Below are 15,247 nucleotides of genomic sequence, written 5' to 3'. Positions count from 1 at the left end.
AATTATGGTTTTTTGGTTTTTGCGGTTTTCAGAGGTCGACCGTAGGACTCGAAAATTGCGGCAACGGCGAGCGCAGGCCACCGAGCAGAAAGGACATCAGGCGCGGCACCAGGCGATCCAGGCGGTCGGTGGAGTCTTCCTCCTCGATCTGCCAGTCGGTAACCAGGCGCAAGGCATCGGTCCCGGCAATGGCGTAGGAGGTGGCACCAAGCATGAAGTGGAAGCGCCAGACGATTTCCGCCTTCGGCACATCGGGCAGCGCCTTGAACAGGGCTTCCTTGTAACGATCGACGACTTCGGCGTACTCGTGGGCCAGAAAGGTGCGGATAAATTCGGAGGGGTCGGTCAGCGTGCGGCCGAGCAGGCGCAGGAAAGTGACGCCGCCGCGCTCCTCGTCGTCGGCCATGCGCAACAAGGTGCCGAAGAAACCGTCGACGATCTGCGACGGCTTCAGCGGCTTGCCCGCCGCTTCGCTTTCCAGCGCGTTGAGCACGCGCATCCGTTCGTCGTTCAGCCAATCCAGGCGACGGCGGAAGACTTCCTGCATCAACGACTCCTTGGAGCCGAAGTGATAATTTACCGCCGCCAGATTGACGCCAGCGCCGCTGGTAATCTGGCGCATCGAGGTGCCTTCATAGCCATGCGCCATAAAAAGATGTTCAGCCGCATCGAGAATGCGTTCGCGGGTATCAACGGATCGTGCTTCAGCCATGGCATCACCTTATAATTCATACGTTCGTTTGAATCATAGGAAAAACACCGAGCCGATGCAAGCGATTTTTTCTCAGCCGTTACGCTGGCGGATGAAAGCGATGACTTCGTCGGCCGGCAATGGCCGACTATGCAGAAAACCCTGCACCAGATCGCAGCCCTGAAGACGCAAGTAATCGAACTGCTCCTGCGTTTCCACCCCCTCCGCCACCAATTTCAGACCAAGGTTATGCGCCAGGCCGATGGTCGCATCGCAGATCACCCAGCTGTCCGGCCCCTGGCCGATTTCCTGGACAAACGAACGATCCAGCTTGAGATGATGAATCGGGAACATGCGCAGATAGCTGAGCGAGGAATAGCCGGTCCCGAAATCATCGATCGCCAGACCGATGCCCATGGCGTGCAACTGATCGAGAATGCGCACCGTTTCCTCGGGCTGGTGCATGGCCACCGATTCGGTGACCTCGAAGATCAGCGTCGCCGGGTCGAGCCCGAATGCCTCGATCGCCCCCTTGGCCAGAACCGGTAAATTGCCGTTTCGCAACTGCATCGCCGAGATGTTGATGCTCATCTTCAAGCCGGATAAACCGACAGCCTTGAACTCGGCCAGTTGCCGGCAGGCCGTCCAGAACACCCAATCCCCCAACGGCTGAATCAGGCCGGTTTCTTCGGCAATGCCAATGAAACGCCCAGGCGGAATGATGCCCTGCTCCGGATGCAACCAGCGGATCAGCGCTTCGACACCATCCACCCGACCACTCGCCACATCGATCACCGGCTGGAAATGGAGCAGGAACTCGTTGCGGGACAGCGCATGGCGCAGGCTGTGTTCGATCTTCAAACGCTCCAGTGCCGCATCGTTCATCCGCGAATCGAAGAACTGGAAATTGTTTCGCCCGGCCGCCTTGGCGTGGTACATGGCGGCATCGGCATTTTTCATCAGGGTCTGGCCATCGTCACCATCGATCGGAAAAATGGCTATGCCGATACTGGGCGTCGTATACAGATCGTGGCCTTCAATCACATAGGGGTCGCCGACGCTGAGTATCAGCTTCTCGGCAATCATCGCAGCCGAGCCGGAGTGTTCCATCCCGGTCAGCATGACGACAAATTCGTCGCCGCCCAGGCGTGCCACCACGTCGCTGTCGCGGACAGCTTCGCGCAGGCGCCCGGCAACCGCAATCAGCAATTCATCGCCCACATGATGACCCAGCGTATCGTTGATCACCTTGAAGCGGTCGAGATCGATGAACAGCAAGGCAACCCGGCCCCCCTCCCGACGCGCTGCGGCGAGCGCCTGCTCCAGCCGACCGGCCAGGCTCAGGCGATTGAGCAGACCGGTCAGCATGTCGTGGTGAGCAATATGCTGCAACTGGGCTTCGGCTTCCCGCTCCGCCGACACATCGGTGAAATGGGCAACGTAGTAGCGAATCCCGTCGTCGTCATCGCGAATCACCGAGACGGACATCCATTTTGGATAAATTCCGCCATCCTTGCGCCGATCCCAGATTTCCCCCTGCCAGAAACCGCGCGCCTGGATTGTCTGCCACATCTCCTGGTACTCCTCGCGCGTTGTCCGTCCTGCCGACAGAAAGCGAGGATTCCGGCCGATCGCCTCAGCCGGCAGATACCCGGTCAGGCGTGAAAAAGCCGGGTTGACCGTGACAATCCTGTTCTCGTGGTCGGTAATCAGGATCGCTTCGCCGCTGTACTGAAAAGCACTGGCCAGCAACTGCATTTGCGATTCCATCTGGTACTGTCCGGTCACATCCTGCGAGGTACCAAATACCGTCAGCGGCTTACCGTCCTCGGCAAAACTGGTCTCGCCGGTTTCCATCACATATTTGATCCGACCGTCGGGCATCAGCAGGCGATGTTTCAACTGCAACAGGTGATCCCCGGCAATAGCGCTCTGGAAGGTGCTGTCGGCTCGCTCCCGCTCGTCCGGATGAACCATGGCAAGGAAGTCTTCATAAACCAGATCGACCTTGGCCGGATCGATCTCGAAAATACGGCGTTGCTCTTCAGAGCAAACGACCTTCCTCGTCCTGACATCCATTTCCCAACTACCCAGCTGGGCAATACGCTGCGCTGTTTCCAGCTGCTCCTGCTGCTGACGCAAGCGCTCGGCCGCCTGCCGCTCCCGCCGCTGGGCACGGAAAAGGCGGAACAGCACGAGCGCCAGCCCGGCGAACAACAGCAGACTGACGACGGCAATACTGGTCACGCGCTGTTGCCAAGTCGCCAGCAACTCGGCGTAGTTGGCAGTTGCACTCTCCGCCTCGGACCACGCCCCCTCGAAAACCGACCAGAGCACGTAGGCAAGCAGCAAGAAGCCGCCTAGCGTCAAGGCGATAAGTCCGCCCCACAACCGTTGCCCACGTCGGGCGTAATTTTCTGACGCCTGTGCCATCGGCTCTGCCATTTTCGTTTTGACGCAGCCCCGACGATTTTGACTATTCGTCGGCAATTACAATCGCGCTACCCGATCACCTGCGGCACGGATTGCTCATAGCGCAAGAAACGACACAACACATCGCTATCCGTCTTGCGTTCCCGATAGATTTTGCGCTCCTCGCTGACGACTTTCCAGTCTGCCAGCGGAATACTTTCGGGGAACAGGGTATCGCCCTCGAATGCCCTGTCGATACGCGTCAAGTAAAAGTATTTGCAATACGGCCAGGCCGCTTCATAAATCGATGCGCCACCAATCACGAAAACCGGTTTACCGGTGGCAATTGCCGCTGCCAGCCCCGCTTCGACCGAAGTGACACGATGGCAACCCGGTTTCAGCTGCAAATCGGAATGGCGACTGACGATGAACGAGTCCTCCGGCACCACCTCCATCGACTCGTAGGTCAGGCGCCCGATCACTAGGGCCGCACCGGATACCGTCGCCTCGAAATAAGCCAGTTCCTCGGGAATATCCCACGGCAGCCAACCGGCCAGACCAAGCATATTGTTACTGGCCACGGCACCAATCGCCGAAATCACCGCTTCGTTTTTTGCCATTGCTCGCGCGTCATCGACAACGAAATCACCGGCGTGCCCTGACCGTTATAAACATGCGGCTTGTGCATCGAAATGAAGGCAGACGTTACCACCGACATGCCGAAAATCGCGTCCATGACTTCCAGAATGCTCGATTCCAGACATTCACAATGCGCATTGCCTTCCAGCTTGCGAATCGCCAGAAAGATCACCTCGTAATCGACCACCTGGCGAATGTCATGCGGATCAGCCACTGCATCCATCGGCGCCCAGGCATCGGCATGCACTATCACCGCCTGCGGACCGTGTTTTTCCAGCGGATTACAACCTGTTCGCAACTGGATGGTCGCATCGACCGACGCGCACCAATGATTGGCTAACACAAACACTCTCCCTTCCCGCCTCTCGTGAAATGACAGGGCGCAACGATACCAGAGCCACCACGGCAAACCGGCGAAAAAAAATCGCGGGGCAACATCTCCCGCGATCCGCACAAGCCGGTTCAGGCCAGAGAACTCAGGCGGTCACGCTAAGCAGCGTTCCTGTCGTTTGCCCATCGGCGTTAAGCACCGGTTGGCTGCCGGTCGCTGCGGTAGACACACTCGGTGAAGACGTTTCCGCAGTACCCAGCGCCGACGCCAACTCCGCACGCCATTGATTGAACTGGCTCTGTACCGTATCCATTGAGCGCATTGCCGCCAAATCCATCCTGGCACCACTCGCCTCGCCTTGCGCCTGTTCCGATTGCACCCGCAGCGTACGGGCATTTTCCTGGGCACGATCGGCTGTGGATTGCGCATCACTGGCCTGCGCGCGCAAGGCCCGTGCTTTTTGTTCGGCCTGATCGGCAGTCCGCTGCGCCTGTTGCTGCTGCAACTGCGCCCAGACTCCGCTACTCAGGCCTTGCGAACCGGAAATTGAACCCGTTGCCATTTCACCACCCGATGGCCAATTGGATTGCTCAGGCCGTTACGTTGATCACGGTTCCCGTTTTTTGCCCGTCGCTATTCACCACCGGACGCGGCGCCGCCTCCTTGCCTTCGGTGCGCTCTTCCGCACGGGACTCGCGTTTCTCGATTTGTTGTGTTTGCTGGCTTTGCTGTGCCTGAGTCGCCTGGGCACTGCTGCCGGCGTAGGCACTTGCACTGGAAGTTACTGATTTAACGTCCATAATCCCCGCCCTCAAGAAATGACTTCTGATTTGACTTTACACCATCACAGCAGATCTTCCAGTGGAATTTGCCACGTTTAGCATGTTTTTTCCCTTCGAATTTAAAAGTTGAAAGATTTGGCCGGTTGAGGCTCAAACACACATCGCCAAAATTCTGCCCGCTGCCAACCCGATACGTCACAGCGCCGGCAGAAGCGGCGGCAGTAGCACTTCCACCCCTTCATTCGTCCGGAGCAGGCTGCAATGTCTTTTGCGCTGTGGGCACTCGTTATCGGTGCGTTGCTGGTCACCATGGCCCTGGCAGGCTCCATGCTCAAGCGCCTGCCGGCGAGTGCTTCGATGTTCTATCTGGCCGTCGGCTATGGCCTCGGCTCCGCCGATTGGGGACCGACGCCACCCGACCCGCAGAGCTATGCCGCGATTCTTGAAAGAGTCAGCGAAGTGGCCCTGCTCATCTCGCTTTTCTCGGTCGGCCTGAAGCTCGGCCTGCCTTTATCGAACCGCCAATGGTATTTGCCGCTGCGTCTGGCTTTCGTCTCGATGGCGCTGACGGTCGCGCTGATTGCGGCGAGCGGCGTTTTCTTCCTCGCTTTGCCGCTCGGTGCCGCCATCCTGCTCGGCGGCATTCTGGCGCCGACCGACCCGGTGCTGGCTTCGGATGTCCAGGTGGACGATCCCGGCGACCGCGACCGCCTGCGCTTCAGTCTCTCCGGCGAAGGCGGCCTCAACGACGGCGCTGCCTTCCCCTTTGTCTTTCTCGGCCTCGGCCTGCTCGGCCTGCACGATCTCGGGCCGGGTGGCTGGCGCTGGCTGACGCTCGATCTGCTGTGGGCGCTGGCCGGCGGCCTCGCCATTGGCAGCCTGCTCGGGGCGATTATCGGCAAACTGGTGGTGTATTTGCGCACGCATCACCAGGAAGCGGTCGGGCTCGACGAATTCCTCGCCATGGGCCTCGTCGCACTCGCCTACGGTGCGGCGCAGCTTGCCTACGCTTCCGGCTTTCTCGCGGTATTTGCCGCCGGCCTCGCCCTGCAGCGTAGCAAAGGGAAGTCGCGGGGCGTCCAGGTTCCGGCTCCAGTCGTCTTGCAGGGCAAGGAAGCCAGTCTTGCCATCGCGACCGACCCGGAACTGGCCGGCGCCTACATGATGCAGGCTGTGCGCGGCTTCAACGAGCAAATGGAGCGTATCGCCGAACTGGTCATCGTTCTCGTCGTCGGCGCCATGCTGCCCTTCATTCGTTTCGATTGGACGACCGTCGGCTTCCTGTTTCTGCTGTTCCTAGTCTTGCGCCCGGTCTCGGTATGGCTCGGCTTGCTCGGCGCCACGGTATCGCGGGATCAACGCCTGCTGATCTCCTGGTTCGGCATCCGCGGTATCGGCTCGATCTACTACCTGATGTTCGCCCTGCATCATGGACTTTCCGGCCCGATTGCCGAGCAGGCCATCAGCCTCACCCTGGCTACCGTAGCCGTTTCCATTGTCGTGCATGGGATATCGGTCACGCCGCTGATGAACCTCTACACCCGGCGGCAACTTCGAAAAAGCCAACTTCCCGCTACCGTCAACCGGCGTCAGGAACCACGCGAATGAGACGACAGCGGGTACGGCTTCAATTATTGGCCGACTTGTAGAGCGCCCACGCCTTACGAAACTGCTCCCGGGTCAGCTTACCGCTGCCCTTGGCATCGACGGCCAGGAAAGCCTCGCCAAAGCCGATCAGTTCCTTGGTGTCCTCTCGCGTCACATAACCTCGGCCGGCAAGATCAAGCTCATTGAATACCGCATCGGCATTTTTCAACTCGCTGAGCGGGACTGGCTTGACGATTTCCGGTGGAGTCGTCGCCGACAACTGGCCGTGGACGCCATTCGAGACGAGCGCAGTGAGCACGACGCCTGCGGTCAACGCCATATTTCGGCACAAAATCAAGGTCGTGTTTTTCATGATCATCTCCATCCATCCCTGCTTTTTCCAGAATTCCGGCGGAGCACGGAAAGCCGGAATCGCCGGCACCCGCTGCATCCAGCATAGGCGGAAGGGAGCCTTGATGACCGCATCGCTACTTTCGTAACAGTCCGCTGATGAGCGTAACCACCGCCAGGCCCAGGAAGACGTAGAAGAGGATCGTGGCGATCCCGACGGCGCTTGCGGCGATACCGCCGAAACCGAAGAAAGCGGCAATCAGCGCGATGACGAAAAAGACGACAGCGTAATGCAGCATGGATGGTTCTCCTTCCAGCCTGAGAAGACCGAGCGTTTGCCGACCAACGCTCCACGCGGCGACACCCCGGTCGGCGAGCGTGCACACCGCCAAGGCGCCGGCATCGGTCAAAAATACCGTTCTTCCGGTAGGCATTACAGGCAACGAGGCTTTGCCCGGCGATAAAGCATGCAAGCCGCTTCGCTAACCGATAGTCGGGCTGACCGCGCCGCCGAAACCGGGGAACCGGGAACATGAAATGAGACTCTCAAACCTGTGGTCAGTTCAATTCGCCCACTCGCGCACGACACCTCCGGCGCGACCCCATGCTTGACTTTCTTTTGGAAGGAAAAATCATGAAAAGCCTCGGAATTGACACCCCCAAAAGCAACGGTGCGCATCAGGCCATCGACCGGATTTCTGAAGCGGTACAGCCGGTAGTCTCGCGCGCCGCATCCGGTGCCCATCACCTGGTGGACAGCATCAGCGACACCTCCAGCCGGGTAGCACAAAGTCTGGAAAGAACCGCCAACCGGCTGAAAGACACTGAACAGCGCCTGGTTGGCGCCAGCAGCAACTATGTCCGCGAACATCCGCTCAAGTCAGCCGGCATCGCGCTGGCCGCCGGCTTCCTGATGAGCCAGCTGGTCAGCTCGCGCAAATCGCCGGGCAGCCACGAAAAGCTGTGATTGAATTTTCGCAATTTCTGACGGTTGACCGCAGGACAACCATCGCCGGATCTCGCCAGACAGGACAAGCCAACGCTCATGGCCTGGCTGCTCGGGCGGTGAAAATGCTGACCGACCGTTGCTGATTGCTACCGGGTCGGCCGTACCGCCTGCCACCAGAATGTGGGCGGGCTGTGCGGCACGGCGTTTGTATGGGAAGCGTGGAACATCCCGTGCCCCGGCTTCCCGAGGAGGTCACCATGAATATCAATCCTGCCAATTGGCCGATCAACGAAGACATCGAGAGTGAATTCCGTTTCTGGGCTAGAGGCTTGCAGAATTCCGTCGGACTCGGCGCCATCTGCGCCCTCGCATTCGGCCTTCTGATCGCTGCCCTGCCCAAGGGCATCGAGTATCCCGGCGGCGAATTCGCCAGGAACTTCTGGCCCTACCTGGTTGAGGTCGCCTTCTGGCTCGGCATGTTCGCCGGCCTGCTCTGGGGGGGCAGCCAGCGCCTCGGCATGGCGCTGGCGGCGACGCTGCCGTGGCAGGAACCGCACAGCGACAGGGAGTCCACCGGACGTTTCTTCGGCCAGTGGGCGGTGTTTGCCGCCTTGCTGGGTTTTTTCCTCTGGCTGGCTCACCAACTCGCCCTGGGCACCGGCATGGCCGAGGTGGCTGCGGTATTCGCCGCCTTCACGCCAATCAAGACGGTCTGCTGGATTGCCGCCGGGCTGTACGCTGCCGTTGCCATCGCGCACCGCCGCCAGTCGCGCCCGGTCGCCCCGCTCGGAGAACGGTCAGTGAAGCGTTGATCGACGACGGCAGTGACCGCTACGGTCGACGGCCGGATTTGAGAGGAGAATGATGATGTTTGAGACAGATACGAATACCGAGCACTTGTTCGCCCACCACCCCATTCGACAGTTCGTCGAATCCAGCCCCGCCGAAATCAAGTCCGTCCAGCCCGGCGACACTGTGCTGTCGGCGCTCAGGGTTCTGGCTGAAAACGACCTCGGGGTGGTCGTCGTGCTCGATGGAGAACGCCTGGTCGGCGTGATGTCGGAACGCGACTACGCGCGCAAGGTGATTCTTGCCGGACGCCGCTCGGAGAACACCACCGTCGGCGAGATCATGAGTCGTGAAGTCGTCACCACCTACCTTGGCGCCAAATTCGGCGACTGCATGCGCCTGATGAACCAGCACCATATCCGGCATTTGCCGGTACTGGACGGCGATCGCCTGGTCCGCGTGATCTCCATCATGGATGTGCTGCGCGAGGCGGTGGCCCATCACGAGAAGGTCATCGGTGAACTCGAACGTGAGCGAATGACCGTTTTCAATGCTGCTTATTGAGCAAAGCCTGGACCGCCTGCCCGCTCATGCCGAACGGATCTGGCAAAATGGTCCATGCTTGAAATCGAAGGCCTTTCTCGCCAGTTCAATCGCCGCAGCGTGCTGCGGGATGTCTCGCTGCGTTTGCAGGCCGGCGAATACGTCGCCATCGTCGGCGAGTCGGGCGTCGGCAAATCCACCCTGCTCAACCTGATCGCTGGACTGGACCGGCCCGACTGCGGTCGACTGGCACTGGATGGCGTCGCCTACGCACAACTGGATGAAGATGCGCTGACCCGCTTGCGGCGCGACAAGCTGGGTTTCGTCTTTCAGGCTTTTCATGTGCTGCCGCATCTGACCGTCCGCCAGAATGTCGCGTTGCCGCTCTGGTTGCAAGGCTTGCACGGCGCCGCTGCCGATCGGCCGGCGCAGCAGTTGCTGGAAGCGGTCGGTCTGGGCGAGCGGGCGGCGAGTTGGCCGCGCGAGCTGTCGGGCGGCGAAATGCAACGGGTCGCAATCGCCCGCGCCCTGGTGCACCAGCCCAGCCTGGTGCTGGCCGACGAACCGACGGGCAATCTCGACCCGGCCAATGGCGCCAAGGTGCTGGCCTTGCTCGCCGAGCGGGTGCGCCAGGTCGGCGCCATCGGCATTCTGGTCACCCATTCGCCAGCAGCGGCGGCGACGGCGGATCGAGTTTTGCACCTGACGAGCAGCGGGTTGCAGGCGTGACACGCGTGATACGTGTGAAACTCGCGCCGGTTTTTCTCGGCTCCTTGGCCCGGCGCCGGCTGGCGACGCTTTTTTCCTTTACTGCGATTGTTCTCGGCGTGGCTTTGGGAATGGCGGTGCAGGCAGTGCATGAAGCGGCCTTGCGCGAGTTCGAGCGCGGTCTTCGCACCATGGCCGGCGCAGCCGATTTGCAGGTGGTCGGGCCACGCGGCGGCTTTGACGAAAATATCTACGCCCAGCTCGCCGGCCGTCCCGAGGTAGCCGAGGCGAGCCCGGTCCTCGAACTCCAGGTCAAGTGGGCAGGGTCAGAGTCGGAAGAAACGCTGCAAGTGCTCGGCATCGACATCTTCGCGCTGGCCCGGGTGACGCCGGTTTTATTGCCCAAACCGGCGTCGACCGCAGACCGCCTGGCGAGCCTGGCCGAAGACAACGTATTTCTCAGTCGTGCGGCGCAAACCGCCCTCGGCCGCCAGCCCGGCGACGAGATCGAGCTGCAGGCCGGGACGCAGCGCCGGCGTTTCAGGATTGCCGGCGACATCCCCGGTGCGGCCGACAACCGGCGCCTGGCCGTGATGGACATCGCCGCCGCGCAGGCGCATTTCGGCAAGCTCGGCCGGCTCAGCCGGATCGATCTGAAGCTGGCCGACGATGTGGCACCCGCCGCGGCGCGCCCGGCCCTGCAGGCCATGCTGCCGGCCGGCGTGCTGATCGAGGTGCCGGAAGCCAGCGCCGAGCAGGCCGGCAATCTGTCGCGGGCCTATCGGGTCAATCTGACCCTGCTCGCCGCGATTGCGCTGCTGACCGGCGGCTTCCTGGTTTTTTCGGCGCAGGCGCTGTCGGTCGTCCGCCGGCGCACCGAGTTCGCCTTTCTCCGCGCCCTCGGTCTGGCGCGCCGCACGCTGTTTACCTGGCTGCTCGCCGAGGGTGCCATAGTCGGGCTGGCCGGGGGCATCGTCGGGGTCATCCTCGGGCAAGCTTTGGCCTGGGGGGCGCTGACCATGCTCGGCGGCGACCTCGGGGCCGGCTATTTTTCCGGCCTGCAGCCGACCCTGCAATTTCAGCCGCTGGCCAGCGCCGTCTATGTCGCGCTCGGCCTGCTGGCCGGGGTGGCCGGCGCCTGGCTGCCGGCCCGTGAGGCAGCGACGGTCTCGCCGGCGCAGGCCTTGAAGGCCGGCGGCGAGACGACCCTGCTCGGCGGCCGCGGCCATCCCATGCTCGGCTTGGGCCTGCTCGCCGCCAGTCTGGCCGCCTGCGCCATCCCCCCGATTGACGGGCTGCCGCTGGGCGGTTATCTGGCCGTAGCCTGTCTGCTGGCCGGCAGCGTTTTGCTGCTGCCGCTAGTCGCGGCCGGCATCGCCCGGCTGTTGCCGGAGCGCGGCCCGGTGCCGGCCCGGCTGGCGGCGGCCCGGCTCGTTGCGGCGCCGGGGCATGCCGTGGTCGCGGCGGCGGGGGTGCTAACCAGTGTCGCGCTGGCAGCGGCGATGGCGATCATGGTCGCCTCCTTCCGCGACTCGGTCGATCAATGGCTGCACCAGCTTTTGCCGGCCGATATCTATCTGCGGGCCGGCCAAACGCAGAGCAGTGCTTATCTCGATGAAGCCCTGCAGGTACAAATTTCGACTGTAAACGGCGTTGACCGCAGCAACTTCACGCGCCACGCGAATCTGCGGCTGGCGGCGGGAAAAGCACCGGTCGCCCTGATTGCCCGGACGATCCTCGCCGACGGCAGCAACCTGCCGCTGGTCGGTCCGGTGCGGCTGGGTGAACAACCGGCAATCTGGATTTCCGAAGCGATGCTCGACCTCTATGGCTGGCGCGTCGGCCAGACTGTGGCCTTGCCGCTCGCCGGCCAGCTGGTCGAGCTGCACGTCGCCGGGATCTGGCGCGACTATGCCCGGCAGACCGGCGCCATCATGATCGATCTGGCCGACTACCGCCGCCTGACTGGGGATCGTCTGGCCAACGATGCTGGCATCTATCTCGCTGCGGATGCCAATACCGAGCAGGTGGCCGCGGCGCTGACCGCGATGGCCGGCCCCGGCGTGCTGGAAATCTCCCGGCCGGGCGAGATCCGGGCGCTCACCCTGAAAATTTTCGACCGGACGTTCGCGGTGACGTATCTGCTCGAAGCGGTTGCCATCGCCATCGGTCTGGCCGGCGTCGCGGCCAGTTTCGCCGCGCTGGCCGCAGCCCGCCGCCGCGAGTTCGGCATGCTCCGCCACCTTGGCCTGAGCCGCCGCCAGATCGGCTGGATGCTGGCCCAGGAAGGCGCATTGGCGGCCGGCGTCGGCGTCGCCACCGGCTTGCTGGCGGGCGGCGCCATCGGCCTCGTGCTGATCGAAGTGGTCAATCGGCAGAGCTTCCACTGGAGCATGGACCTGCATGTACCCTGGGCCTCGCTGGCGCTGTTCGCGCTCGGCCTGGTCGCCCTCGCCGCGCTGGCGGCGGTGCTCGCCGGTCGTCAGGCGATGCGCCAGGATGCGGTACTGGCCGTGCGCGAGGACTGGTGATGCAGCGTCGCGACTTTCTCGTCGCGCTGGCCGGCCTGGGCGCCTTCGGTCTTGACGCGGCAGCTGCGGTCGAGTTTGCCCCGGTCCTGCCGGGCTACCGATTGGCGTTCCCGGCCGACCACGGCGCGCACCCGGATTTCCGCACCGAATGGTGGTATGCGACGGGCTGGCTGAATCTGCCTGAGGGCAGCCCGCTGGGTTTTCAAATCACCTTTTTCCGCGTCCGGACGGGGATCGGCGAAGAAAATGCCAGCGCCTTTGCGCCGCGCCAGTTGATCCTCGCTCACGCCGCCCTCGCCGACCCGGCGCTCGGCCACCTGCGCCATGACGAACGTTCGGCCCGGCTGGGCTTTGGCCGGGCCGGTTTCGCCACTGACCAGACTAAGGTCTGGGTGAACGACTGGCGTTTCGAGCAGCAGGGCGACAACTACCGGGCCGAGGTGCGCAGCGCCGAATTCGCCTATGCCCTGGACCTAGTGACTAGCGGCCCGCCCATGCTCAACGGTCGGGCCGGCTTCAGCACCAAGGCAGCCGATCTACGCCACACCAGCTATTACTACAGCCGGCCGCAACTGAAGGTGGATGGGATGGTGATGCTGGCCGGCAAAACCCGGCCGGTCAGCGGGCAGGCCTGGCTCGATCACGAATGGTCGAGTGAAGCGCTGGCGCCAGGCGCTCAGGGCTGGGACTGGATCGGCATCAATCTGGCCGACGGCAGCGCGCTGATGGCTTTTCGTCTGCGCGGCGCGGCCGATACGGCCTTGTGGTCGGCTGCCACTTTCCGCCAGGCCGACGGCAGCACCCGCAGCTTCCCGCCCGAAGCCGTGGCTTTTGAAGCCTTGCGCCAGTGGCGCTCGCCGCGCACCGGCATTGCTTACCCTGTGGAATGGCGTGTCCGCCTTGAGCAACGGCTTTTCCGGCTGCAGGTGTTGATGGACGACCAGGAACTGGACAGTCGGCGGTCGACCGGAGCGATTTACTGGGAGGGCGCGGTGCGCCTGCTGGAAGATGACCGGGAGGTCGGGCGCGGCTACCTGGAAATGACCGGTTATGGGGAGAAAATGCGTCTCGGGTAAGTACCCCCCGGCAAAGCCAGGGGGCTCGCTTGGTAGGCGTGAAAAAGTTGCTAGATATATCCTTGACCATCACTGCTATAGACAACAAAAAACCCGCTGAGCCTTTAGCTGAACGGGTTTCTGTTTTCCTGATTTGGTGGGCGGTACTGGGTTCGAACCAGTGACCCCTGCCGTGTGAAGGCAGTGCTCTACCACTGAGCTAACCGCCCAAATTCAAGAGGGGCGCATTTGACCACAACTCGGGCGACGAGTCAAACGCGGGTCGGATAGAATAGCGGACTTTGTTTCCGTATAGATTCCGTGCCCATGAAACCTGTTCGCACCCGCTTCGCCCCGAGCCCCACCGGTTATCTTCACATTGGTGGCGCCCGTACCGCGCTGTTCTCCTGGGCATTTGCCCGCCGCCATGGCGGCACCTTCATTTTGCGCATTGAGGATACCGATGTCGCACGCTCGACACCGGAAGCCGTACAGGCCATTCTTGACGGTATGCAGTGGCTGGGCCTGGAGCATGACGAAGGCCCCTTCTATCAGATGCAGCGCATGGATCGTTACAAGGAAATGATCCAGCAGATGCTGGCCAATGGCACAGCTTATTACTGCTACACCAGCCGCGAGGAGCTGGATGCCCTGCGCGCCGAACAGGAAGCCCGCAAGGAAAAGCCGCGTTATGACGGCCGCTGGCGCCCGGAGGCGGGCAAAACCCTGCCGCCCCCGCCGGCTGACGTACCGCCGGTTGTCCGTTTCAAGAATCCGAAGGACGGCGTCGTCGCCTGGGACGACCAGGTCAAGGGCCGCATCGAATTCGCCAACACGGAGCTGGACGACCTGATCATCGCTCGCGCCGACGGCACGCCGACCTACAACTTCTGCGTTTGCGTGGACGACTGGGACATGGGCATCACCCACGTCATTCGCGGCGACGACCATGTCAATAACACGCCGCGCCAGATCAACATCTTGCAGGCGCTGGGCGCCGAGATTCCGACCTACGCCCACCTCTCGATGATCCTCGGTGACGATGGTGCCAAGCTCTCGAAGCGCCACGGCGCCGTTTCGGTCATGCAATACGACGAAGATGGCTTCCTGACTGAAGCCGTCATCAACTATCTGGCCCGCCTCGGCTGGTCGCATGGTGATGACGAAGTCTTTTCGCGTGAACAGTTTGTCGAATGGTTCGACCTTGATCACATCACGGCATCGGCCGCCCAGTTCAATACCGAAAAGCTGCTGTGGCTGAACCAGCATTACATGAAGCAACTACCGCCGGCCGAACTGGCGGCCAAGATCAAGGCTCGCCTGGCCGCCCGCGGCATCGACACGGATGCTGGCCCCGATCTTGAAAAAGCCGTCACCCTGTATGTTGACCGCAGCAATACGCTGAACGTGCTGGCCGATGCTGTCGAAGTGTTCTACGCCCACGTCACGCCCAACCCGGAACTCCTCGCCCAGCACCTGAGCGACGATGCCCGCCCGGCGCTGGCCGATTTTGCGGCCGGGATCGCCAGCGTTGCCTGGGAAGCGCCCGCCATCAATGCGCTGATCAAGGAAAGCGTGACCAAGCATGGCCTGAAGATGCCCAAACTGGCGATGCCCTTGCGCGTCATCCTGACCGGGCAGGCGCAGACGCCATCTGTCGATGCGGTGATTGCCCTGATTGGCCGCGACAAGGTCCTGGCTACGCTGCAACAAAATATCTAAAAAACCCCGCAAGTTACTTTACAGGGACCGGGACGGTCCCTATAATGCGGCCTTCTTTCGCGGCGGGGGTATAGCTCAGCTGGGAGAGCGCTTGCATGGCATGCAAGAGGTCCGCGGTTCGATCCCGCGTACCTCCACCAAAAGCGCGAAAGAAAAC

The 15,247-nt window shown here is 62.1% G+C and carries 16 protein-coding genes and 2 tRNA genes; 9 read left to right on the top strand and 9 right to left on the bottom strand.

The features are described from left to right. Positions 1–28: 28 nt before the first annotated feature. The 6 genes from AT959_RS07900 to AT959_RS07875 all read right to left on the bottom strand — a co-directional run bounded on the left by AT959_RS07900 (position 29) and on the right by AT959_RS07875 (position 4,873). A complete protein-coding gene (locus tag AT959_RS07900; RefSeq protein WP_066882402.1) occupies positions 29–712 on the bottom strand; it encodes a TetR/AcrR family transcriptional regulator in 684 nt (227 codons plus the stop codon). A gap of 72 nt (positions 713–784) precedes the next feature. Then, a complete protein-coding gene (locus AT959_RS07895) occupies positions 785–3,043 on the bottom strand; it encodes a putative bifunctional diguanylate cyclase/phosphodiesterase (protein WP_240481779.1) in 2,259 nt (752 codons plus the stop codon). A gap of 149 nt (positions 3,044–3,192) precedes the next feature. Beyond that, positions 3,193–3,723, bottom strand: coding sequence for a dihydrofolate reductase (locus tag AT959_RS07890; protein WP_083518290.1), 531 nt, complete (start codon positions 3,721–3,723; stop codon positions 3,193–3,195). After that, positions 3,702–4,085: a dihydroneopterin aldolase gene (locus tag AT959_RS20470; RefSeq protein WP_157651251.1), complete on the bottom strand. Its 384-nt coding sequence runs from the start codon at positions 4,083–4,085 to the stop codon at positions 3,702–3,704. The genes AT959_RS07890 and AT959_RS20470 overlap by 22 nt, the downstream gene beginning before the upstream one ends. 133 nt (positions 4,086–4,218) lie before the next feature. Continuing rightward, positions 4,219–4,578: a hypothetical protein gene (locus AT959_RS07880; RefSeq protein ID WP_157651250.1), complete on the bottom strand. Its 360-nt coding sequence runs from the start codon at positions 4,576–4,578 to the stop codon at positions 4,219–4,221. Positions 4,579–4,663: 85 nt separating this feature from the next. Continuing rightward, positions 4,664–4,873, bottom strand: a complete 210-nt coding sequence (locus AT959_RS07875) for a hypothetical protein (protein WP_066882394.1) — start codon at positions 4,871–4,873, stop codon at positions 4,664–4,666. Positions 4,874–5,116: 243 nt separating this feature from the next. On the opposite strand from AT959_RS07875, the gene AT959_RS07870 reads away from it, so the two are divergent. Beyond that, positions 5,117–6,463, top strand: a complete 1,347-nt coding sequence (locus tag AT959_RS07870) for a cation:proton antiporter (protein ID WP_066882392.1) — start codon at positions 5,117–5,119, stop codon at positions 6,461–6,463. Positions 6,464–6,482: 19 nt separating this feature from the next. On the opposite strand, the gene AT959_RS07865 is transcribed toward AT959_RS07870, so the two are convergent. Both AT959_RS07865 and AT959_RS22125 read right to left on the bottom strand, forming a co-directional pair. Next, entirely contained in the window at positions 6,483–6,815 is a 333-nt protein-coding gene (locus AT959_RS07865; RefSeq protein ID WP_157651249.1) for an EF-hand domain-containing protein, read from the bottom strand. A gap of 115 nt (positions 6,816–6,930) precedes the next feature. Then, entirely contained in the window at positions 6,931–7,203 is a 273-nt protein-coding gene (locus AT959_RS22125) for a DUF1328 domain-containing protein (RefSeq protein WP_476695850.1), read from the bottom strand. Between the two features lie 224 nt (positions 7,204–7,427). On the opposite strand from AT959_RS22125, the gene AT959_RS07860 reads away from it, so the two are divergent. From AT959_RS07860 to AT959_RS07835, 6 genes are all read left to right on the top strand, one after another. Further along, the gene (locus tag AT959_RS07860) at positions 7,428–7,760 is read left to right on the top strand and encodes an ElaB/YgaM/YqjD family protein (protein WP_066882388.1); all 333 of its coding nucleotides are present in this window, start codon (positions 7,428–7,430) and stop codon (positions 7,758–7,760) included. A 239-nt stretch (positions 7,761–7,999) separates the two neighbouring features. Next, complete coding sequence (locus AT959_RS07855) at positions 8,000–8,554, top strand: hypothetical protein (RefSeq protein ID WP_066882386.1); 555 nt, start codon at positions 8,000–8,002, stop codon at positions 8,552–8,554. Between the two features lie 55 nt (positions 8,555–8,609). Next, positions 8,610–9,095 carry a CBS domain-containing protein gene (locus AT959_RS07850; protein WP_083518286.1) on the top strand — a complete coding sequence of 162 codons (486 nt, stop codon included), beginning with the start codon at positions 8,610–8,612 and terminating at the stop codon, positions 9,093–9,095. A gap of 54 nt (positions 9,096–9,149) precedes the next feature. Then, a complete protein-coding gene (locus tag AT959_RS07845; protein ID WP_066882384.1) occupies positions 9,150–9,803 on the top strand; it encodes an ABC transporter ATP-binding protein in 654 nt (217 codons plus the stop codon). 5 nt (positions 9,804–9,808) lie between these two features. Beyond that, positions 9,809–12,313, top strand: coding sequence for an ABC transporter permease (locus tag AT959_RS07840; RefSeq protein ID WP_338032502.1), 2,505 nt, complete (start codon positions 9,809–9,811; stop codon positions 12,311–12,313). Beyond that, a complete protein-coding gene (locus AT959_RS07835; protein ID WP_066882381.1) occupies positions 12,313–13,389 on the top strand; it encodes a lipocalin-like domain-containing protein in 1,077 nt (358 codons plus the stop codon). Before AT959_RS07840 ends, AT959_RS07835 begins: the two co-directional genes overlap by 1 nt. 134 nt (positions 13,390–13,523) lie before the next feature. On the opposite strand, the gene AT959_RS07830 is transcribed toward AT959_RS07835, so the two are convergent. Continuing rightward, a tRNA-Val gene (locus AT959_RS07830) sits at positions 13,524–13,598 on the bottom strand. 97 nt (positions 13,599–13,695) lie between these two features. Between AT959_RS07830 and gltX the strand changes: the two genes are divergently transcribed. Next, entirely contained in the window at positions 13,696–15,090 is a 1,395-nt protein-coding gene (gene gltX, locus AT959_RS07825) for a glutamate--tRNA ligase (RefSeq protein ID WP_066882379.1), read from the top strand. A gap of 64 nt (positions 15,091–15,154) precedes the next feature. Then, positions 15,155–15,230, top strand: a tRNA-Ala gene (locus tag AT959_RS07820). The last annotated feature ends 17 nt before the right edge of the window (positions 15,231–15,247 follow it).

The sequence above is a fragment of the Dechloromonas denitrificans genome, from assembly GCF_001551835.1.
GTDB classification, from domain to species: domain Bacteria; phylum Pseudomonadota; class Gammaproteobacteria; order Burkholderiales; family Rhodocyclaceae; genus Azonexus; species Azonexus denitrificans.
Note: the sequence above shows the minus strand (reverse complement) of the source record. Positions and strands in the feature narration are given on the sequence as shown.